The following is a 20,241-nucleotide window of genomic DNA, read 5'->3' as shown; positions in this document are numbered from 1 at the left end:
GTGGGGTGAAGTGTATCTGGAATTCTGTTGAAAGCGGGTGAATTGTGAGGACGCATAGAATGGTTTGGGCGCTCGTTGGTGGGCGCGAAAGGGTTCGACTCAAGTGAAGGCACTCGTAAAGAAGAAGGCAGAGAAAGGCATCTGGCTGGAGGACGTTCCCGAGCCGGAGATGGGCATCAACGACGTAAAGATTCGCGTGCTGAAGACGGGAATTTGCGGGACAGACCTGCATATCTACGACTGGGACGCATGGGCGAGCAAGACGATTCCGCAGGGGCTGGTGATCGGACACGAATTTGTGGGTGAGGTAGTTGCGTTTGGCTCGAACGTGGCCGACGTCGTCGTGGGGCAACTTGTAAGTGGAGAAGGCCACGTTGTCTGCGGACGGTGCCGGAACTGCCTGGCGGGGCGACGTCATCTGTGCGCCCATACTTTGGGCGTTGGAGTAAATCGGAACGGAGCGTTTGCGGAGTTCATTGTGCTGCCGATGTCGAACATATGGCACCACAGCCCGAGCGTGCCACACGACGTCGCGGCCATCTTCGACCCGTTCGGGAACGCAGTTCACACGGCGCTGGCGTTTCCCGTGCTGGGTGAAGACGTGTTGGTGACGGGCGCGGGGCCGATTGGGATTATGGCTGCGGCCGTGGCCAAGCATGCTGGGGCACGGTTCGTGGTGATCTCGGACCCGAATGCCTACCGGCGCGAGCTGGCGAAGAAGGTTGGCATCGAGCACGCGATCGATCCGCGGGAGACCTCGCTGAAGGATGTGATGGCGAAGCTCGGCATGTACGAAGGCTTCGATGTCGGCCTTGAGATGTCGGGCAATCCGTCGGCGTTTCGCGACATGATTGGAGCGATGAGCCACGGTGGGAAGATTTCAATGCTGGGGATTCCGTCCACAGAGATTGCAATCGATTGGAACAAGGTGATCTTCAATCAACTGACGCTGCGCGGCATCTACGGCCGGGAGATGTATGAGACCTGGTACAAGATGACGGTGATGCTGGAGAGTGGCCTGGACATTTCAGGCGTCATTACGCACCGGCTGAACTGGAGGGACTTTGAGGAGGGGTTCGCGGCGATGAGCTCGGGCAACTCCGGCAAGGTCATTCTGGATTGGAACGACGTTGGGTAGTTGTAAATAGAGCGGAGCCGTTTTTGAGCCGATAGTTGCATCGTAAGATTGCGATGGTCAGCGATGACGGCTCCGCTTACAATCTTGGGGATCACAGATATACGGACAACGGCCAATCGAACGACCTGGTGTAACTAACTGACGACGAAACGATCTAACTATCAAAAAGATGCGATCGCACGACAGATAAGGACAGAGGCCATATCGAATGGATACAAGCGACTGTAAACTTCCCGGCTCAGTCTTCGTTCATCAGCCGGAGAGCCTGTTTGAGCGATGTTCGTGGTTCTATGCTCTGTGCCGGGAGTATCTCTTTCGCGATCACACACCGGAGATCGCAAGTTCTTTGTTCCCGGCGGGCGGGCCGGAACCAGGAACACATGTTTTAGAGGTGGGCTGCGGGCCAGGGTTTTACTCGTGCCGGCTGGCGGATGAGTATCCGCAGTTGCAGACTACCGGGATCGATCTCTCTGAAAATCTGCTCTCAAGAGCGAAGCGTCGGGCGCTCCGGCGGCGGCTGGCGAACTGTGAGTTTCGCAAGGGCGATGCCCATGCGCTGCCAGAGGGTCTTTGTCGTGTCGATGCCGTGGTGATGTCAAGACTCTTCCTGATAGTGCCCGACCGGGAGACGGTCGTGCGTGAGGTGTTCCGAGTACTGAGGCCGGGCGGCCGATGTTTTATTGCGGAACCGACCTCGGGATTTCGGACGAGGATTCCGCTGAGCTGTATGTGGATCCTCTCGAAGTTTCCGTATACGCCGGCGGGAGGGTTTCGCGAGCCGCAACAGGCGGATGTGATGTCGCGACTGGATTTCGCGAAGTTGATTGGGTCGCAACCCTGGGGCTCGATGAAGATTGAGTACGACGGGTGGTATCAGTACGCGGTGTGTGAGAAGAGCAGCGAAGTAGAAGCCGCAGCATAGGATCACGGCTAGAACAAAAAAAACAACAGGACGAGCAGACTTGATGGGCTATCAGATTTTGAGGTCGGGTGAGGGTGTGGGTGGGCGGGCTTCGCAGTGCGCGATGGCGATCATGGCGAAGGCTCCGCGGGTGGGAAAGGTTAAGACGCGGCTGGCTCCGCCGCTTACGCTCGAGCAGTCTGCGGCGCTGAATATCTGTTTTCTCAAAGACACGGCAGATGGGCTGGCAAAGGTTTCCGGCGCTGAGGGTATGGTCTGCTATACGCCGGCCGGTGACGAGGCGGCGTTCGATGATTTGCTGCCGGCGAAGTTCAAGCTGATTGCGCAGCGAGGAGACAAGTTTGGCGAGCGGTTGCTGGCAGCAGCTGAGGACATACTTGCTTGTGGATACGGGAGTGTCTGTCTGATCGATTCTGACTCTCCCACGGTGCCGAAGGCGGCGTTTGAACAGGCAGTGGCAGAGCTTGCGCGCGAGGGCGACCGCATCGTGCTGGGGCCATCGCAGGACGGGGGTTACTACCTTATTGGCTTGAAACTCGCCCATGCAGCGGTGTTCGAGAACATCACGTGGAGCACAGCCAGCGTCTGCGAAGAGACGATAGAACGGGCGCGCGAGGCGGGCATTGAAGTCGTGCGGCTGCCGCTGTGGTATGACGTGGACGATGGAGCCACGCTCGCGATTCTGCGCGGTGAGTTGATCGACGGCAAGATGCCAGAGTTTGCGGGGATTGCAGGGTACGAGGCACCGCATACGAAGGAGTTTCTGGCGGGATTGCGCGAGATCGTGGCCGTATGACGACGCAGTTAGAGTGGCACCGAAGCAGGGCATGGCAGACGAACTCGGCGTTGCTGTTGATTGGTGCCGGGATGCTGGCGCTTGCACGGCAGCTGGTGAGCGAAAACGATCACTTCACGATTGGGCACTCGGGTGTGTCGGGGTACTCGGTGGTGCTGTATGTGGCGGCCATCGTGATCCTTCTGACGAGCGAGATAGACCGCTTTACGTTTCCGATTATTCTTGCGGTCGCGATTGCGTGCAGACTGGTGACGCTCTATGACGATCCGGCGATGTCGTCCGATGTGTACCGGTATGCGTGGGATGGGGTGGTTCAGCATGCGCATATCAACCCGTATCGCTATGTGCCGGGTGACAAGGCGCTGGCGTCTCTGCGGGCGCCGAACCAGGACCTGTTCGACAACATGAATCGGCGGGATTACGCGCATACGATCTATCCGCCGGCGGCGCAGGCTCTCTTCTACCTGATTACGTTTATCAGTCCGACCATGACGTTTATGAAGACGGCGATGGTGCTGTTTGAAGGTCTGACGATGTGGGCTCTGGTGGCGCTGCTGAGAGAGATGGGCGTGCGGCGAGAGCAGACTCTGATCTATGCATGGTGCCCGTTGTTGATCTGGGAGATTGGGGACTCGGGGCATCTGGACTCAGTGGCGATGGCGTTCATTGCGCTGGCTCTATTGTTTCGATATCGACGAAAGCCGGTGGTGACTGGGTTGTTTCTCGGGCTGGCGGTGATGACCAAGATGTACCCGCTGGTGCTGCTGCCAGCGTTGATGCTGAGGGAGCCCAGAACGGGGAAGATCTGGTTACGCGGATGGGACTGGAAGATGCCGGCTGTGGTCTTCGCGCTGATTGTAGCGGGGTATGCGGCTTACTCCTCGGTGGGAATGATGGTATTTGGATTTCTCGGTGGCTATGTCGAAGAAGAAGGAATGCAGTCGGGAGCGAGGTACTTCCTGCTGCAGCTGGTGCAGGAGGTCCCGGGGCTGCATGCGTTGCCAGCGGCGGTGTTCCTGGGATTCTGCGTGGTTGTGTTTGCATCGGTCACGTTCTGGGCGCTCAAGGTGGCGAAGGAATCGAATCAGAGTGAGTTTCTGTTGCCAGCGTTTGGGCTGGCGTTCGCTCTGATGCTTCTGTTTTCGCCGCACTATCCCTGGTACATCGTGTGGCTGGTGCCGTTCCTTGCGTTGGTGCCGAGTTTGACGGTGTTGACGTATCTCACGGGATTTTTTTATTGGTATACGACCGATCTGGCGGAGCCCGGGCCCAAGATGTTCCTGGCAAATAAATATCTCTATGCGATGGTGCTGGCTGCCGCGATAATCGAGGCAGTGATGCGCAAGTGGCCGGTACACCGGCAGTACATGATCCAGGCTGAACCTGCGAGAGAGACCCTATGAGCACACTGCTTCCCATCATTCCATCCAGTAAGACGGCTGAAGACGACCGGCTTTCGCCCGAGGCGCAGCGCGCTGAAGAAGAGAAGAACGAGATGCGGCGGTACTTCCAGAAGCCGGAAGAGGCCCTGCTTCCGGTGGCGAACCATGAGCCGGTGTGTCTCTATCTCGAGACTACGAATCGGTGCAACCTGCTGTGCGTCACCTGCCCGCGGACCTATGAGCAGCTTGAGCCCGAGGCAGACATGCCGTGGGAGATGTTTACTTCGCTGATCGATCAGTATCCCAACATTGCGCGCGTTGTGCTGCATGGGATCGGCGAGCCGATGCTGGTGAAGGACATCGCGCAGCGCGTCGCATATTTGAAGGCGCGGAACATTTACGTGCTGTTCAACACGAACGGTACGCTGCTGAACGACGCGAATGGACGGGCGCTGATCGAAGCCGGACTGGACGAGTTGCGAGTATCGCTTGACGCTGCTGAGTCCGAGGTCTACCAGATGGTGCGGGGGAAAGACTTCTTCGCGAAGATCGTTGAGAACGTGCGGAACTTCACGCGGCTACAGCGGGAGTTGAACGCTCCTAAACCGCGAGTATCGCTTTGGCTGACGGGGCTTCGGGAGACGGTGGACCAGTTGCCGAACTTTGTGCGGCTGGCGCATGACGTTGGCGTGACCGAGGTGTATCTGCAGCGACTCGTTTTCTTTGAGAGCGGCGAGGCGAATGAGAATTCGCTGGCGCGGGCAGAGTCTGCGCTGTTCGAGCATACGACGGAATCGGAAGAGGCGCTGATCCGCGAGGCAGAAGAGGTTGCGAAGGAGCTTGGCGTGATGTTCTCGGCTTCGGGGGCGGTCGATCCGGGCGAGTCGATCCGCATGACGAGAACCGACAATCCATGGAGTCTGTGCCGGAGGCCGTGGTCACTGATGTACATCACGGCGAATGGGCGGGTACTTCCTTGCTGCATCGCTCCGTTCTCCATGAAGGGATACGGTAGCTTCACGCTGGGCGATGCGACGCAGGAGACACTGCGTGAGATATGGAATGGCGCGGAGTATCAGCGTTTTCGCGAGGGGTTGCTGACGAGTGCGCCGCCACCGGCTTGCTCGAACTGCGGACTGCGGTGGAGCTTGTAGGTCGCTCTGCTATAACGAAGAGGATGCTCGGAATCTTCAAGCCAAAACTTCCTGTCTCCGATTCGCAGAGGCTCTGGGTGGATGAGTCTTTTGTGAGGCTCTCTCGACTGCTGGGTGCTGATCGAATGATGAGCGCTACGGTGATGCTGCCGATCGCTGAACACTTTCCAGATACGTATGACCGGAGTGAAACGGCCGTAGGGAAGATGTTTTGCCGAATCGCCGAGCGGATGGCGGTCGATCCTGAAACTGTTGAGCTGGATCTGTTTGAGGACACAGAAAATGTTACGAGTACCCTTATGCCTCTCGTATCTGGGAAGTCATCTTCAGCTGGCGGAATCTACAGCCACCATGACGATACGAAGACGCAAGTGCTCATCAATACTTCCCAGCTGAAGACTCCTGAGTCTCTTGTCGCGACGATCGCTCACGAGCTCGGACATGTCATTTTGCTTCGGCCTGGATTAGTTGGCGGCGATGAAGAAGATATGGAGCCGCTGAATGATCTGCTCACGGTCTTTCTTGGGTTCGGAGTCTTCAACGCGAATGCTGCATTTCAGTTCAAGCAATTTACGAACAACGATAGCCAGGGCTGGTCGACGCGGCGGCTTGGATATTTATCGCAAGAGATGTTTGCCTATGCGCTCGCTCGTTTTGCCTTCGAACGTGGTGAGATGAAGCCGGATTGGGCAAGGTATCTGACCACGAATGTCGCGGCTTATTTTCAAAGATCGCTTGCATGGCTGAAGGCGAACGGAAGTTCACTGGGACTAGGTTGAGTCAGCGAGATATCTCCTAATGGCTATTGTCTCCATCATTATTCCCGCGTTGAACGAGGCTGAATCGATCGGCCGGGTTGTTGCGGAGATGCCGTGGGATCTAATCGCAGAGTGCCTCGTTGTCGATAACGGGTCAAAGGATGACACTGCGGAGATTGCACGGGCAGCCGGCGCACGCGTTGTGACATCGCCGCGCGGGTATGGTGCAGCGTGCCTTGCTGGGTCGAATGCCGCGCGGAGTGATTCTGAGGTTCTGGTCTATATGGACGGAGATGGCTCGGACGTGATCGCGGGACTATCTGACCTTCTGGGTCCGATCGAGCGCGGCGAAGCAGACTTTGTGATTGGCTCGCGCATGCGAGGGAAGCGCGAACCGGGCTCGATGCTGGCTTCACAGGTCTTTGCAGGGCGTTTTGTGGGGCTGCTGCTGCGGGTGTTTCTTGGAGCGAAGTACACGGATATGGGGCCGTTCCGGGCGATTCGGAGAACGTCACTCGAGAAGTTACAAATGTCTGAACTGACTTATGGCTGGAATCTCGAGATGCAGATCAAGGCGGTAAAGCAGAGGCTGCGGATCGTCGAGATTCCGGTGGACTATCGAAAGAGGATTGGCGGGGAGTCGAAGGTGTCGGGAGACTTCAAGGCTTCGATGAAGGCCGCGGTGCGGATCCTTGAGGTGCTGTTTCGGGTAAGCGCTGGAAAGAGTTCGTAGGGATCATTTGGGGAAGACAAGTTCATCGTCACCAAAGATGTGCGTGTCGCCCATGCTGGCGTCGGACTTGCGGCCGTTGGACTGGCGGCAGCTAAGGCAGATGATGGCGCAGGGCGGGGTCGTTGATGTTGCTGCGGCAAAGGTCTGGGTGGGGTTCTGGACGTTGATGTAACGCAGGAATCGCGAGCGGCCGTCGATGTGCAACTGCGCAAGCAGAGGGTAGATGAAGAAGGAGGGAGGGCTCATGCCGATCTCGGGTTCGGGAGTTGGAAGGTAGGCATCGAGCCCGATGTGGCTGCAGTGGCTTGCGTCGATGGCGTGGGCGAGAGCGATCTGTGAAGACGCTTCGGCGCTATGCTCATTCGCGAAGTAGAGGAGTTGCCTTGGTTCGAAGATCGTTGGGAAGCCCTTGGTGTGGAGGATGGAGCGGATGGAGTTAGACAGTAGATACGGCGCTACGATGACCAGCAAAAGCGCGGCGAACCCGAAAACCTGCCATGGTCGACGCAGGATGCGCTCCGCAGTGCAGCCGACGAGAACGGCGGCCATGACGAAGAGCGGCATGTGAAACCGGCTGCCCCAGGGCTGCCACCGGATGACGGCGGAGTAGGCGATGAACGCAATGAGGATGCTGAGTATGTAGAAGCGGACGCGTTGGTCTTTGACGTCGAGACGAAGAAAGATCAGGATGGCGAAGCAGCCGAGGATAAGTGCGAAGTGAATCGGGTTCCCGGCCTGGGTTTCGAGGCGCGTAGGACGGTCAACCTCATACGGAAGATTCGACCAGAGGGCATTCGGATCGTCGGCGTCTTGTCCTAGCAAGTGAATCGCCTTACGGGTCGAAGACTCGACGTACGCGTTGAGCTTGTCGGAGGGCGTGCCCATCTGCAGCGTGACCTGGCGAAGGGTGTTGGCGGCGATCGTCGCGGGCGTAATGTGGCCATTGCCGAAGGCCAGACGTGGCCCACCATTCGGAAAGGGAGCATCGAAGGGCGTGCCGGTGATCTGGTAAGCGCGAACAAACTGGCCAGTGTTGATAGCGAGTACAAGCGCGATGAAGAGGGGTAGCCGCTTAAGCGCCCACAGGAGAATAGGCGATGGCCGGAAGGCCATGCAGCCGATGAGCAGAACAGGCAGGTAGACGAAGGTCATGCCCTTGGTGAGCAAAGAGAGTCCGGCTGCGAGGGCAGCCGTGATCAGGTCCCACTCGTTCGGTTCTGCGCCAGCCTTGAGAAGGAAGCAGCACGCGGTGACGGTGAAGAAGGTGACGACGCCGGTGGTCATGGAGCCGGAGGATTCAAGGACAAGCTCTGGGATAGTGAGGACGAAGATCGCGGCCAGTAGCTGGCCGGTCCGGCGTGCTCCAAAACGGCTAGCGATCAGTGTGACTGCGATGGCTGAGCCGGCGAAGGAGAGGAACTCGACGAGATTGGCAAAGCGGTCGGAGCCGGAGAGCAGGTAGGTGTTGAGGGTCACCATTTCGGCGGCGTCGCCGAGCACGATCTGCGTGTAGTCCGGTGTGGGGAAGGGACGCAGGGTATGGTTGCTGACCCAGAAGAGGACGCGCGGCATGTGGTGCTCCATGACGTCCCAGCTATTGGGCGGAACGACGATGGCGATAAGCCCGATTGTGGCGAGGATGGCGCCTACGATGGCCGCGAGAACGATGTCTATCTTGGCGAGGTGCGGAGGAATGTGGATCGCCGGACGGAACTCGCCCGCGGGTACGGAAGGGCGTGACTTGCGGGAGCGAAAGAGAAAGAAGCCGGCACCCGCGAGGGCTATGACCCATGCGACGGTAAGGGCAGGTTGGGTGAGGAGATAGGGAATGCTGAGGACTTCAGAGATCGTAACCAGAATGGTTACAGAAAAGATGGCGGCGCGAAGGAGAGCGACGCGTGAGCTGTCGCCACGGGAGCGGAAGGCAAAATAAAGAAGGGCAGCGACGGCGACGGGCAGAAGTAGGGCCAAGGGACCTCGGTCTAGCGCTAGCGATTGCGGATACGGAGATGATAGCAAGCGATATACTGCTTTCGTTAGCAGCGGAGGAGAAGCCATGGAGCATCGGATTGTTGGGACGACTATGCCGGTACTGGAGTTCGCGCTGGGGGCGAACGACGCGATCATCTCGGAGGCGGGTGAGCTTTCATGGATGACGCAGACGATCCAGATGACGACGCACACGCAGATGGGCGGTGGTGGGGGCTTCTTCGGGGCGATCAAGCGGATGGCGGGCGGCGGGTCGCTGTTCATGACGGAGTACCGGGCGATAGGCGCTCCCGGCGAAGTTGCGTTTGCCGCGCGGGTGCCGGGGCATATCGTTCCGGTGCAGGTGGGGCAGGGGGTGGAGTACCTGATCCATCGTCACGGATTTTTGTGCGCCACGGCTCAGATTGAACTTGGTGTCGGGTTTCAGCAATCGTTGGGTGCGGGCATCTTTGGCGGCGATGGGTTTCTGCTGCAGAAGGTCGGCGGGTACGGCATGGCATGGCTGGAGCTCTCAGGCGAGGTGATCGTGAAGGACCTTCGACCTGGTGAGACGCTACGGGTTCATCCGGGGCATGTGGGCGCGTTTCAGTCGAGCGTGAACTTCCAGATCACGCGTGTGCCGGGATTGAAGAACATGATCTTTGGTGGGGATGGGATCTTCCTGGCTGCGCTGACCGGGCCGGGGCGTGTGTGGCTGCAGACGCTGCCGATCTCAAGACTAGCGCATCAGCTGATGGAGTACATGCCGACAGAACGCCGCGCGGAGAGCGTGGAGGATGGTGTGATCGGCGGGGTTGTTGGATCGGTGCTGCGGAACATGCGTTAGAGCACGGCTACTTTTTGCGATCGAGCAGAGCGTCGATGGACCAGCCGTTGAAGCGCAGAAGGAAGAGCAGCGCGGCGTAGACGGCAGCGTAAATGAGTTGCGTCGAAGCGGCCTGCCAATCCTGGATGAGCGATGAGCCGAAGGTGAGGACGAGCATCAGGAGAGTTCCGCCGATAAGAGCGGCTCGGGTGCGAAGGCCTATGAGCAGGAGGAGGCCGAAGAGAGCTTCGAGCCAGGGCAGGCTTTGCCCGAAGGCGTGGACGAGTGGCTGCGGTAAGGGTGAGGCGGCGAACTGCGTGGCTAACTTCGTACTGAAGACGGCGGGGCCAGCGATGACGCGGCTCACGCCGTGCATTGCGATGTTCGTTCCGAGCGTGATACGCAGGAGCGCGTAAGCGGTGACTTTGTCGCGATCGTTTGGCGGAAGAATGGTGGGGCCTTCAATGCTCATAAGCAATTATGATGCGCCTCAAGCGACACTGTTATACCGGCTATTCTTTTGCGATGGGACCTTTGAATACTGAGACGTTTCTATCGCTCGAAAATGTGAATGTGGCACGTGGCGAAAACGTAGTGCTGCATGATGTGAACCTGTCGGTGCGGAGGGGAGAGCATATTGCGATCCTTGGGCCGAACGGTTGCGGCAAGTCGACGCTGATCAAGACGATCACCTGCGAGTGCTATCCGTTGGTGAAGCCGGGGATGAAGGTGAGTATCTTTGGGCGTGAGCGTTGGGATTTAACGGAGCTGAAGAAGAAACTGGGCGTGGTGTCGGCGGAGCTGCCGGGCAAGCCAACGCTCGGGATCACGGGGTTTGACGCGGTGCTGACGGGATTCTTTTCGAGCTCGACGCTGTGGCCGAATCTTACTGTGACTTCGGAGATGAGAGACAAGGCCCGCGAGGTGCTGAAACGGATTGACTCGGAGAAGCTGGCGGACAAAGTTGTTGGGGAGATGTCCGCAGGGCAACAGCGGAGGGTGATGATTGGTCGCGCACTGGTGGGGTCGGCGGACATGTTGCTGCTCGATGAGCCTTCGAATGCGCTGGATCTGTCTGCTCAAAAGGATCTGCGGGATTTGTTGCGTGGACTCGCGCAGGAGGGCACGGGAATTATGCTGATCACGCACCACATCGCCGATATTCTGCCGGAGATCGACCGCGTGCTGATGATGCGAGAGGGAAGGATTGTGGCGGATGGAGCGAAGACGGAGTTGTTGACTGCCGAGAGGCTCGGCGGGTTGCTGGGGACTACCGTGGAGCTGGTGGAAAGGGATGGGTTTTACTTTGCCTGGTGATGGGGCTTACGTCCCACCCATGCGATGAAACTGCATGGGTGGGGCACCCGGCTTTCTTCTAACTGTGGGAGATGACGCCCGTTTGAAGCTTCACTAGCTCCGGTTGAGGCAGGCGGCTGGGACCTAGCACGGCCATGCGTGGCAGAGGGCCACGGACCATGGCAACCTCGTCGCAAGCGTAGAGGCGCGGGCAGGCCTGGCAGTCTTTGTAGATCTTATCGGGCAGTGCGGTGCGGTCGGCGGTGCGAAAGCCGAAGTGGAAGAAGAAGTCGGGGATGCGGGTGAAGAGGCTGACGCAGACGACGCCTTGTTCTTCGGCCTCGGCGAGCAGAGCCTTGAGGATGCGGCCGCCCGCGCCCTGGCCCTTGGCTTCGGGCTTGACGACGATGCTGCGGACTTCGGCGAGGTGCGGCCCGTAGAGATGCAGCGCTCCGCAGCCGAGGAAGACTCCGGCCTCGGACTCGGCGATGTGGAAGTCGCGAACGTTCTCGCAGATCTCGGCGTAGTTGCGGCGGAGGAGGGTGCCGTCGTGCGAGAGCGAGTTGACGAGCTCGAAGATGTGGACGGCGTCCTGGAGCTTGGCCTGGCGGACGACCGCGCCGCCGACGCGGGGGCGCGAGGAGTCGGTTGAGGTGGAGTCGCTGATGGCTCCGACGAGTGTGGAGAGTACGGACATTTCTTTGCTTACTTCTCGCTTTCGGTTCCTTGTGAAGAAACCTTCTTTTTAGATGCGGCAAGGGCTTCGGCGACGCGAGGGCGTGCGGTTCCGCCGATAACGTCATGACAATCCAGTGTAGCTTCCAGCGTGATTGCGGCAAAGAAGTCTTCGGCGAAGGCGGGTGACAGTTGTTGTAGTTCCGAGAGCGTGATGTCGTCGAGTTCACGCTTGGTTTCGATGCCGAGGCGCACGGCGTTGCCGATGATCTCGTGCGCTTTGCGGAAAGGGACGCCCTTGTTCGAGAGGTACGTCGCGGCGGCCATGGAGTTGAGATAGCCGGTGGTGGCGGCGGTCTTCATGCGGTCGAAGTTGAACTTCAATGCGCGAGTAAAGGCGGGAAGGACGGATAGGATTCCGGCGATGGTGTCTGCCGAATCGAAGACCGGCTCCTGGCCTTCTTGCAGATCTTTGTTGTAGGCGAGCGGCAGGCCCTTGATGAGCGTGGCCAGCGTGGTGGCCGCGCCGAGCAGGCGACCGGACTTGCCCCGGATGAGCTCGGTGAGGTCGGGGTTCTTCTTCTGCGGCATCGCGCTCGAGCCGGTGGAAAAGGCCTCGGGGAGGTCGAGAAAGCCGAACTCGGCTGTGGAGTAGAGCGTCAACTCTTCTGCGAAGCGCGAGATGTGGATGCCGAGCGTGGCGACGGCCTGGGTGAAGTCGAGGGCGAAGTCGCGGTCGGATGTGGCGTCCATGCTGTTGGGAGTGGGCGCGGTGAAGTTTAGCTCGCGTGCGGCGATGGTCCGGTCGAGGGCAAGCGTTGCTCCTGCCACTGCGCCTGAGCCAAGAGGGCAGTAGTTCATGCGGGCGCGGGCGTCGGTGAGGCGCGAGATGTCGCGCTCGATCATGCTGGCGTAGGCGAGGAGCCAGTGGGCGACGAGCACGGGTTCGGCGCGTTGGAGATGGGTGTAGGAAGGGATCACATTTTCGCCAGCTTCAGCTGCGAGCGTGGTGAGGGCTCCGTGCCAGGCGCGGAGGCCGTCGATTGTGTTGTCGATGGCGTCGCGGACGAAGAGACGCATGTCGGTCGCGATCTGCTCGTTGCGGCTGCGGGCGGTGTGGAGTTTGAGGGCGAGGTCGCCGATCTGCTTGGTCAGTTCGAGCTCGACGAAGTGGTGGATGTCTTCGGCGTTGGTGGCCTTGGCGAGGATCGTTTCAGCGTGCAGGGGATTGTTGGCCAGGACGGCATCGAGGCCTTCTTGCATCTTCGTAAGCTCGGCTTCGGTGAGGATGCCTGCGGCTGCGATGGCGCGGGCGTGCGCCTTCGATGCGGCTACCTCTTGCGGGAGGAGACGCCAGTCGAAGGGGAAGCTGCGCTGCCATTCTTCGAAGGCTGCGTTGAGTGGCTCGCGGAAGCGTCCTGACCACATTTTTGTTGCGTGTCGCTTTGCATCAGACATCTGTCACTTCCTTATACGTTCTAGTATCAGAGACTCGTCTTCGCCCTCAAAGTAGGCTAGACGTCCAGGGATGCAGGACAAAATGCTTCCGTCTGAAATATGTTCAACTCCTTCTTCTATGTCGAGTTCTTGAGCATCTTTGGTAGGCCGATTAGAGATGACCCAACACTTGCGGGTTGCGCCTTTCGACCTCAAGAGCTCTACGATTCGGCGTTTGCCCTGAAGATGCCGCTCCCATAATGGCAAGGATGGATCGACTTGCCACTTAACTGCAGTTGAAAATGCAGGATCGAACCACTTGAAGTGGCCCAATTCGTCGGTGAACTTGTGACGCCTCTTTGGATCGGCCAGCAGATATAAAAAGCGCTCGACCCGACTTTTGACCACGAACGCTCGTATCAGCGCGTCTTCATGCTGGATTGCTCGGGGGTCTCGTACGTCCGTCAATCGACTTTCCTCTTTCTTCCAGGGTCACCATTTCCATGTAGCGGTTGTGCCGCTATGAGCTAAAAGCAGATTCCCTTCGGAAATGACAAAGTATTACTCTTTGCCGCTACTGAGTTGCGGCATTTCCGTGCCTTTGCTCAGTTTAATCAAGCCACTCTCAGCGTAGGTGATGAGCTTGGCGCGGGTGTCGGTGATGTCGAGGTTGCGCATGGTGAGCTGTCCGATGCGGTCGCGGGGGCTGAAGGTGGATTCGCCCTTCTCCATCGTGAGGCGCTCGGGGTGGAAGGTGAGGTTGGGCGAGGATGTGTTGAGGATGGTGTAGTCGTTGCCGCGGCGCAGCTCCAGCGTGACCTCGCCGGTGATGGGTTTGGCGACCCAGCGCTGGGCGGCTTCGCGGAGCATGATGGCTTGCGGATCGAACCAGCGGCCCTGGTACAAGAGGCGGCCAAGCTTGCGGCCGCTGTCGCGATACTGCTCGATGGTGTCCTCGTTGTGGATGCCGGTGAGCAGGCGCTCATAGGCGATGAAGAGCAGGGCGAGGCCGGGCGACTCGTAGATACCGCGGCTCTTGGCCTCGATGATGCGGTTCTCGATCTGGTCGCTCATGCCGAGACCGTGGCGGCCACCGATGCGGTTGGCTTCGAGCATCAGGGCTACAGGGTCCGCGTAATCTTTTCCGTTGAGTGAAACGGGGAAGCCTTCTTCAAAGCGGACGGTGATCTCTTCGCGCTTGACGGGTGTGTCGTCGTTCCAGAAGGCGGTGCCCATGATGGGGACGACGATCTTCATGCTGCTGGTGAGGAGTTCGAGGTCCTTGGCTTCGTGGGTTGCGCCGAGGATGTTGGAGTCGGTGGAGTAGGCCTTCTCGGCGGACATCTTGTAGCCGAAGCCGGACTTCTGCATGAAGGCGGACATCTCGGCGCGACCGCCTAGCTCGTCGATGAAAGCGGCGTCGAGCCAGGGCTTGTAGACCTTGAGGTCGGGGTTGACAAGCAGGCCGTAGCGATAGAAGCGCTCGATGTCGTTGCCTTTGAAGGTCGAGCCGTCGCCCCAGATGTTGACGTCGTCTTCCTTCATCGCGGTGACGAGCATGGTGCCGGTGACGGCTCGGCCGATGGGCGTGGTGTTGAAGTAGGTGACGCCGGCGGTGGTGATGTGGAAGGCGCCCGACTGCAGGGCGGCGATGCCTTCGCGGACGAGTGGGAGGCGGCAGTCGATGAGACGGGCTTGCTCAGCGCCGTACTCGAGGGCCTTGCGCGGGATCTCGTCGTAGTCGGCCTCATCGGGCTGGCCGAGGTTGGCGGTGTAGGCGTAGGGGATTGCGCCCTTCTGCTTCATCCAGTGCAGCGCGGCGCTGGTGTCCAGGCCGCCGGAGAAGGCGATGCCGACCTTTTGGCCGAGGGGGAGAGATTCGAGGATTACGGACATTTTTTGGCTTGCCTCAATGTTTCAATGGTTTGCGACGCTCTTGTTTTTGCTGTCATTCTGAGCGAAGCGAAGAATCCCGAGGGAGTTGACATTAGCTCAGCCGCCCGTACCTTTCGGGCACGAGCTATTTCTGGTCTGCGATAGCTTGTTGCGGGTGAAGCATCTGCCAGTGATGCTGTGCGCAAAGGTCTTTGAACTCAGGGTTAGTTTCTGCGATGAGTGCGAGCTTCCTCGCGCGGGTCCAGCCTTTGATCTCTTTCTCGCGCGCGATTGCGGAGCGTATGTCGGTGAACTCTTCGTGGAGCAAGACTCTTTTGCAACCGTACTTGGTCGCGAAGGTGGATTTGATGCCGTTGCGATGTTCCCAGAGGCGCTTGTCGAAGTCGCTGGTGACGCCCGTGTACAGGGAGCCAGTCTCGCTGCCTAGGATGTAGACGTGGCCTTCTGGCATTCGTGGCCCCCTTTACACGGGCGGTTTGGGTTGAAAGGTTCGGGCGGTTGAGGTGGCGTCAGCACCCTCGGGATCCTTCGCTACGCTCAGGATGACAGCAAAAACAAACAACAGCGAAACACTCTAGTTGCGCTTACGTGCTTGTATGCCGCGGCTGCGACTATTTGAGATCCTTTTTGCTCCGCCAAGCAACATGAGCAGAAGAGCCTTCTGGGCGTGCATACGATTCTCAGCCTGGTCGAAGACTACCGATTGCGGGCCGTCGAGAACGGCATCCGTTACCTCGGCGTTGCGGTGGGCGGGCAGGCAGTGCATGAAGACGGCGTCTGCCTGGGCGTGCGCCATCAGGGCTTCGTTGACCTGGTAGGGCTTGAAGATGGGGGCGCGCTTGGTGGCTTCGTGCTCGAAGCCCATGCTGGTGCAGACGTCGGTGTAGACGGCGTCTGCGCCGGTGACGGCCTTGACGGGGTCGTGCGTCAGTGTGATGCTGCCGCCGGTGGATTCGGCGATCTCGATGGCCTTGTGGATGATGTCGAGCTTGGGTTGGAAGCCCTTGGGCGTGGCGACGGTGCAGTGGGTGCCGAGTTGCGCGGCGGTGAGCATCAGCGAATGGCAGACGTTGTTGCCGTCGCCTACGTAGGTGAAGTGGAGGCCTTCGGCTGAGCCGAATTTTTCTTCGAGGGTGAAGAAGTCGGCGATGGCCTGGCAGGGGTGTTCGAGGTCCGAGAGCGCGTTGATGACGGGGATCTTCGAGCAGGCGGCCATCTCCGTGATGGTGTCGTGCGAGTAGGTGCGGAGGACCATGATGGACATCCAGCGCTCGACGTTGTGGGCCATGTCGGGGAGCGACTCGCGCTCGCCGAGCGGCGACTGCGTCTGGTCGACGAAGATGGCATTGCCGCCGAGGGTGTTGATCGCTGTCTCGAAGGTCAGCCGGGTGCGGAGCGACGCCTTCTCGAAGAAGAGGACCATCTGGCGCGCGTCGAGCGCGTGGCGGAAGTCCTCGGGGTGGTTCTTGACGGCGTGGGCGAGCTCCATGATGGCGGCCATCTCCTGGACCGTTAAGTCTGCGATCGAACACAGGTCGCGACCAGCGAGGCGCTTCGCGGCTTCGCTGAATGCCGTGTCTGACTGGATGCCGAGGGTGCTGGGAGCTGGGCGGGACATCAGGCCCTCCTCGTTGTCGATGGCCTTCTGGCTCAGGGCGGCGGTCTTGTTAGGCATGTGCGGTGTCTCCGGCCAGCACCGGGCTGACCTTGTTCTCGTGAAGAGTGAAGAGTTCGTCGAGCGCGGCGATGGCGATGTCGACGTGTTGCTTTTCGAGGATATAGGGCGGCAGGAAGCGGAGGACCGTCTCGCTGGTGCGATTGATGATGATCTTGCGCTCCATCAGTTCGCGGGCGATGTCTCCTGCTAGGGTGGCGTTGTTGAGTTCGACGCCGATCATCAGGCCGAGGCCGCGGACTTCCGTGATCGCTTCGTGCGACTTTGCGAGGTCGTTCAGGCGGTCGATGAAGTATGTGCCTACTTTGGTTACATGTTCGAGAATGCCATCGCGCTTGATCGTGTCGAGCACGGCGATCGCGGCCGAAAGAGCCAGAGGATTGCCGCCGAATGTCGTTCCGTGCATACCTGGGTGGAAGGCCTTGGCAGCTTCTTCGGTGCAGAGCATCGCCCCCATGGGCACGCCGCCAGCGATGGGCTTGGCGAGGGTGGTGACGTCGGGCAGCACATTGTAGTGCTGGTAGGCAAACCACTTGCCGGTACGTCCGATGCCGCATTGGATCTCGTCGGCGATGAGCAGAGCGCCGGTGGAGTCGCAAAGTTCGCGAGCCGCAGTGAAGAACTCTTGCGAGACGGGGTGAATGCCGCCTTCGCCTTGAACGGTCTCGAGAAGGATGGCGCAGTAGTCAGACGAGAACGCGGCGCGGAGAGCGGCGACATCGTTAAATGGCACGAAGTCGACGGTCGGGATCAAGGGCGAAAACGGCTCGCGGTACTTGGCTTTGTGTGTCGTCGAGACTGAGCCCATGGTGCGGCCGTGGAAGCTGTGTTCGAGCGCAAGGAACTTCTTGCCGAGGTGCTTATCCTCTTCGCGGAGACGTACGGAGTGGGCGCGGGCCAGCTTCATCGCTGCCTCCCAGGCTTCGGTGCCGGAGTTGGTGAAGAAGACGCGGTCGAGGCCGCTGATCTCTGTCAGGCGAAGGGCGAGCGGAGCAGTGTGCTCGTGGAAGAACAGGTTCGAAGTGTGAAGGATCTTCTTCGTCTGAGCGATGATGGCTTCTTCCAGCACTGGATGGCCGTAGCCGAGCGCGGAGCAGCCGATGCCGCTGAGCAGGTCGAGATACTCGACGCCGTTCTCGTCGTGCAGATAGACGCCCTTGCCGCTGGTGAAGAGGTAAGGGTTGCGTTCGTAGGTGTTCAGCAGCAGCTTCTTTTCAGCGGCCTGTAGGGATTCTAAGTTCATGCGACCATCACCTCCGTACCTTCATTGACGCGGGTTGAAATGAGATCGGGCAGGAGTTGGGCGGACTCTGCAGGAAGGATGCGAACGCGCTTGACGCCGTGGGTGAGGGCGTCGCGGCAGGCGTGGAGCTTGGGCAACATGCCGCCGGTAATGACGGAGGCGGCTTCGAGCTCGACGATCTGCGGCAGCGTAAGCCAGCGCATCACCTCGCCGTCTGCTCCTTTGACGCCGGGGACGTCGGTAAGGAAGACAAGGGCGTCGGCCTTGGTGGCGACGGCGCAGGCGGAGGCCATCTCGTCGGCGTTGATGTTGTAGTACTCGCCGTCGAAGCCGAGGGCGATGGACGAGATGACGGGGACAGCGCCCATGGTCCAGATAGCGTCGAGCCAGCGCGAGTCGGTGGCGGCGATCTCGCCGACGAAGCCGAGATCGGGTTGGGTGATCTTCTTGCGCGCGCGGAATACGTGGCCGTCACCGCCCGAGAGACCGACGGCAGCGCAGCCGTGCTGGCCGAGCGCAGCGACGAGCGACTTGTTTACGCGGCCGGCGAGGACCATCAGTGCAGCGTCGCGGGTCTCGGCGTCGGTGACGCGGAGACCGGAGATGAACTGGCTGACCTTGCCCATCTGGGCGAGGGTTTTGGTGAGTTGGACACCGCCGCCGTGGACGACGGCGACCTGGTTGCCGTCGCCGACGAGTTCGGCGATGGCCTTTCCGCAGGAGTGGAGTAGCTCTTTATTTTCGAGCGATGCTCCACCGAGCTTGACGACGTATTTCAAAGGAGACCCTCCGCTTCATTCCAACCGCACATGAGGTTGAGGTTCTGGACGGCCTGACCGGCAGCGCCCTTGAGTAGATTATCGAGGCAGGAGACGATGACGAGGCGTTTGCCGCCGGGTTCAAGCTCGAAGCCGATGTCGCAGAAGTTCGTGCGAACGATGTACTGGATCTGGGGAAGATTGCCGTTGCCGCGCACGCGGACGAGCGGGCTGGTGGCGTAGAAAGCGCGGAAGATCGATTCGATCTTCTCGGGGTGTGTGTTCTCGAGCAGGCGGACGTAGATGGTAGACAGAATGCCGCGCGGGATCGGCAGCAGGTGCGGCGTGAATTGGATGTCGGCGGCGTCGAGGTTGAGTTGTTCAAGCAACTCGCCGGTATGGCGATGGCCGAACACGGCGTAAGCGGAGAGATTATCCGCCGCGTACATGAAGTGGGTCTTCGCGGTTGCGGCCTTGCCCGCTCCGCTGACACCGGACTTGGCGTCGCAGATGATTCCCGGGGCAAGATCGATGATCCCGGCATCAAGCAGGGGAGCGAGGGCGAGGATGATCGAGGTCGCGTAACAGCCGGGGTTGGCGACGATGCGGGCGTCGCGAAGGTCTTTGCGATGGAGCTCAGGGCAGCCGTAGACGGCCTCGGCCTGCAGGTTGCGAGCGAGGCTGGGGTTGGCGTCGGTGAGCTTGTAGACGGCGCGGTTGGCATCGTCGTTGAGACGCCACGCTCCGCTGAGGTCGACGACGCGGATGTTGCGGGCGATGGCCTCGGGAACCCACTCGCGGGATTGCTCGTGCGGGGTGGCGAGGAAGAGAACCTCAATGCCTTCGTCGACGAGGCGGTCCCAGGAGAAGGGAACAACTTCGGGCGACGGGCCGCTGGTCGCGAGTTGGGGCTGAAGGTCAGTGAGGTAGAGCTTCGCAGCCTCTTCTCCGGGGCGGCCCAGGAAAGTTGGGGCGGTATCGGCGAGACGAGGATGATGCAGGAGTAGCCGCGCGAGTTCGCCGCCGGCGTAGCCGCTGACGCCAGCGACGGCGGTGCGAACAGTGCTGGGCACGGGAACGTACTTCGCGTGGAGGCCGGATTCCTGGGGAGTGAGTACAGAGATTTCAGCCAATGAGGACCTCGATTCTGGCCTTCAACGTGCGGGCCTGCTTTTCGTCGGGACAGATAATGAGTACGGTGTCGTCTCCAGCGATGGTGCCGACGACCTCGGACCAGTCTTCGTAGTCGACGCCAGCGGCGACAGGCTGGGCGCTGCCGGTGGTGGTGATCAGGACGAGGAGGTTGGAGGCGAGACGGACTTCGAGGCCGAAACTTCGCAGGACTTCACGAATACCGGGGCCTTCATCTTCCTCGGTTGAATTATTTGGCAGGGCGTAGCCGGAAGGCCCCTTTAAGAGCCGAAGTTCGTGTATATCTCGAGACAGGGTCGCCTGCGTGACATGGAATCCGAGCCCCGCCAGCTTGATGCGCAGGTCATCCTGATTGGTCACCGGGGTGTTGACCAGGAGTTCTCGGATCGCGTTGTGGCGCTGCTGTTTCATGATCGGGTTGATCCTGCTTCG

At 59.9% G+C, this 20,241-nt stretch carries 20 protein-coding genes; 9 read left to right on the top strand and 11 right to left on the bottom strand.

Going from position 1 to position 20,241, the window contains the following annotated elements:
• The first annotated feature begins 103 nt into the window (after positions 1-103).
• From tdh to OHL18_RS10385, 7 genes are all read left to right on the top strand, one after another.
• Positions 104-1,138 (top strand): L-threonine 3-dehydrogenase, encoded by a 1,035-nt coding sequence (gene tdh / locus OHL18_RS10415; protein WP_263374792.1) that lies wholly within the window; start codon positions 104-106, stop codon positions 1,136-1,138.
• 208 nt (positions 1,139-1,346) lie between these two features.
• Entirely contained in the window at positions 1,347-2,060 is a 714-nt protein-coding gene (locus OHL18_RS10410) for a class I SAM-dependent methyltransferase (protein WP_263374791.1), read from the top strand.
• 43 nt (positions 2,061-2,103) lie between these two features.
• Positions 2,104-2,856 carry a TIGR04282 family arsenosugar biosynthesis glycosyltransferase gene (locus OHL18_RS10405; protein WP_263374790.1) on the top strand — a complete coding sequence of 251 codons (753 nt, stop codon included), beginning with the start codon at positions 2,104-2,106 and terminating at the stop codon, positions 2,854-2,856.
• Complete coding sequence (locus OHL18_RS10400) at positions 2,853-4,259, top strand: glycosyltransferase family 87 protein (protein WP_263374789.1); 1,407 nt, start codon at positions 2,853-2,855, stop codon at positions 4,257-4,259. The genes OHL18_RS10405 and OHL18_RS10400 overlap by 4 nt, the downstream gene beginning before the upstream one ends.
• Positions 4,256-5,392 carry a radical SAM protein gene (locus OHL18_RS10395; protein ID WP_263374788.1) on the top strand — a complete coding sequence of 379 codons (1,137 nt, stop codon included), beginning with the start codon at positions 4,256-4,258 and terminating at the stop codon, positions 5,390-5,392. The genes OHL18_RS10400 and OHL18_RS10395 overlap by 4 nt, the downstream gene beginning before the upstream one ends.
• A 23-nt stretch (positions 5,393-5,415) precedes the next feature.
• Positions 5,416-6,171, top strand: a complete 756-nt coding sequence (locus OHL18_RS10390; protein ID WP_263374787.1) for a hypothetical protein — start codon at positions 5,416-5,418, stop codon at positions 6,169-6,171.
• A gap of 19 nt (positions 6,172-6,190) precedes the next feature.
• Positions 6,191-6,883, top strand: coding sequence for a glycosyltransferase family 2 protein (locus OHL18_RS10385; protein WP_263374786.1), 693 nt, complete (start codon positions 6,191-6,193; stop codon positions 6,881-6,883).
• A gap of 3 nt (positions 6,884-6,886) precedes the next feature.
• Here the strand turns inward: OHL18_RS10385 and OHL18_RS10380 are convergent, their stop codons facing one another.
• Positions 6,887-8,854 (bottom strand): phospholipid carrier-dependent glycosyltransferase, encoded by a 1,968-nt coding sequence (locus OHL18_RS10380; protein ID WP_263374785.1) that lies wholly within the window; start codon positions 8,852-8,854, stop codon positions 6,887-6,889.
• A gap of 85 nt (positions 8,855-8,939) precedes the next feature.
• On the opposite strand from OHL18_RS10380, the gene OHL18_RS10375 reads away from it, so the two are divergent.
• On the top strand, positions 8,940-9,698 hold the full coding sequence (locus tag OHL18_RS10375; protein WP_263374784.1) for an AIM24 family protein: 759 nt from the start codon (positions 8,940-8,942) through the stop codon (positions 9,696-9,698).
• Positions 9,699-9,705: 7 nt separating this feature from the next.
• Here OHL18_RS10375 and OHL18_RS10370 read toward each other — a convergent pair whose 3' ends face one another.
• Positions 9,706-10,149 carry a MauE/DoxX family redox-associated membrane protein gene (locus OHL18_RS10370; RefSeq protein ID WP_263374783.1) on the bottom strand — a complete coding sequence of 148 codons (444 nt, stop codon included), beginning with the start codon at positions 10,147-10,149 and terminating at the stop codon, positions 9,706-9,708.
• A gap of 53 nt (positions 10,150-10,202) precedes the next feature.
• Here OHL18_RS10370 and OHL18_RS10365 point away from each other — a divergent pair, with 53 nt between their 5' ends.
• Positions 10,203-10,994 carry an ABC transporter ATP-binding protein gene (locus tag OHL18_RS10365; RefSeq protein ID WP_263374782.1) on the top strand — a complete coding sequence of 264 codons (792 nt, stop codon included), beginning with the start codon at positions 10,203-10,205 and terminating at the stop codon, positions 10,992-10,994.
• 58 nt (positions 10,995-11,052) lie between these two features.
• On the opposite strand, the gene OHL18_RS10360 is transcribed toward OHL18_RS10365, so the two are convergent.
• The 9 genes from OHL18_RS10360 to OHL18_RS10320 all read right to left on the bottom strand — a co-directional run bounded on the left by OHL18_RS10360 (position 11,053) and on the right by OHL18_RS10320 (position 20,220).
• A complete protein-coding gene (locus tag OHL18_RS10360) occupies positions 11,053-11,670 on the bottom strand; it encodes a GNAT family N-acetyltransferase (RefSeq protein WP_263374781.1) in 618 nt (205 codons plus the stop codon).
• A gap of 8 nt (positions 11,671-11,678) precedes the next feature.
• Positions 11,679-13,106, bottom strand: coding sequence for an argininosuccinate lyase (gene argH, locus OHL18_RS10355; RefSeq protein WP_263374780.1), 1,428 nt, complete (start codon positions 13,104-13,106; stop codon positions 11,679-11,681).
• 540 nt (positions 13,107-13,646) lie between these two features.
• Complete coding sequence (gene argG / locus OHL18_RS10350; protein WP_263374779.1) at positions 13,647-14,981, bottom strand: argininosuccinate synthase; 1,335 nt, start codon at positions 14,979-14,981, stop codon at positions 13,647-13,649.
• Positions 14,982-15,105: 124 nt separating this feature from the next.
• Positions 15,106-15,432, bottom strand: coding sequence for a GIY-YIG nuclease family protein (locus OHL18_RS10345; RefSeq protein WP_263374778.1), 327 nt, complete (start codon positions 15,430-15,432; stop codon positions 15,106-15,108).
• 123 nt (positions 15,433-15,555) lie between these two features.
• On the bottom strand, positions 15,556-16,656 hold the full coding sequence (gene argF / locus OHL18_RS10340) for an ornithine carbamoyltransferase (RefSeq protein ID WP_396274309.1): 1,101 nt from the start codon (positions 16,654-16,656) through the stop codon (positions 15,556-15,558).
• Positions 16,649-17,899: an aspartate aminotransferase family protein gene (locus OHL18_RS10335; protein ID WP_263374777.1), complete on the bottom strand. Its 1,251-nt coding sequence runs from the start codon at positions 17,897-17,899 to the stop codon at positions 16,649-16,651. Before OHL18_RS10335 ends, argF begins: the two co-directional genes overlap by 8 nt.
• A complete protein-coding gene (gene argB, locus OHL18_RS10330) occupies positions 17,896-18,678 on the bottom strand; it encodes an acetylglutamate kinase (RefSeq protein WP_263374776.1) in 783 nt (260 codons plus the stop codon). The genes OHL18_RS10335 and argB overlap by 4 nt, the downstream gene beginning before the upstream one ends.
• Positions 18,675-19,781 (bottom strand): N-acetyl-gamma-glutamyl-phosphate reductase, encoded by a 1,107-nt coding sequence (gene argC / locus OHL18_RS10325; RefSeq protein WP_396274616.1) that lies wholly within the window; start codon positions 19,779-19,781, stop codon positions 18,675-18,677. Before argC ends, argB begins: the two co-directional genes overlap by 4 nt.
• A gap of 1 nt (position 19,782) precedes the next feature.
• Positions 19,783-20,220: an arginine repressor gene (locus tag OHL18_RS10320; RefSeq protein ID WP_263374775.1), complete on the bottom strand. Its 438-nt coding sequence runs from the start codon at positions 20,218-20,220 to the stop codon at positions 19,783-19,785.
• Positions 20,221-20,241: the final 21 nt, after the last annotated feature.

Origin of the sequence: Granulicella aggregans (assembly GCF_025685565.1) — a bacterium.
Classification (GTDB): Bacteria; Acidobacteriota; Terriglobia; order Terriglobales; family Acidobacteriaceae; genus Edaphobacter; species Edaphobacter aggregans_B.
Note: the sequence above shows the minus strand (reverse complement) of the source record. Positions and strands in the feature narration are given on the sequence as shown.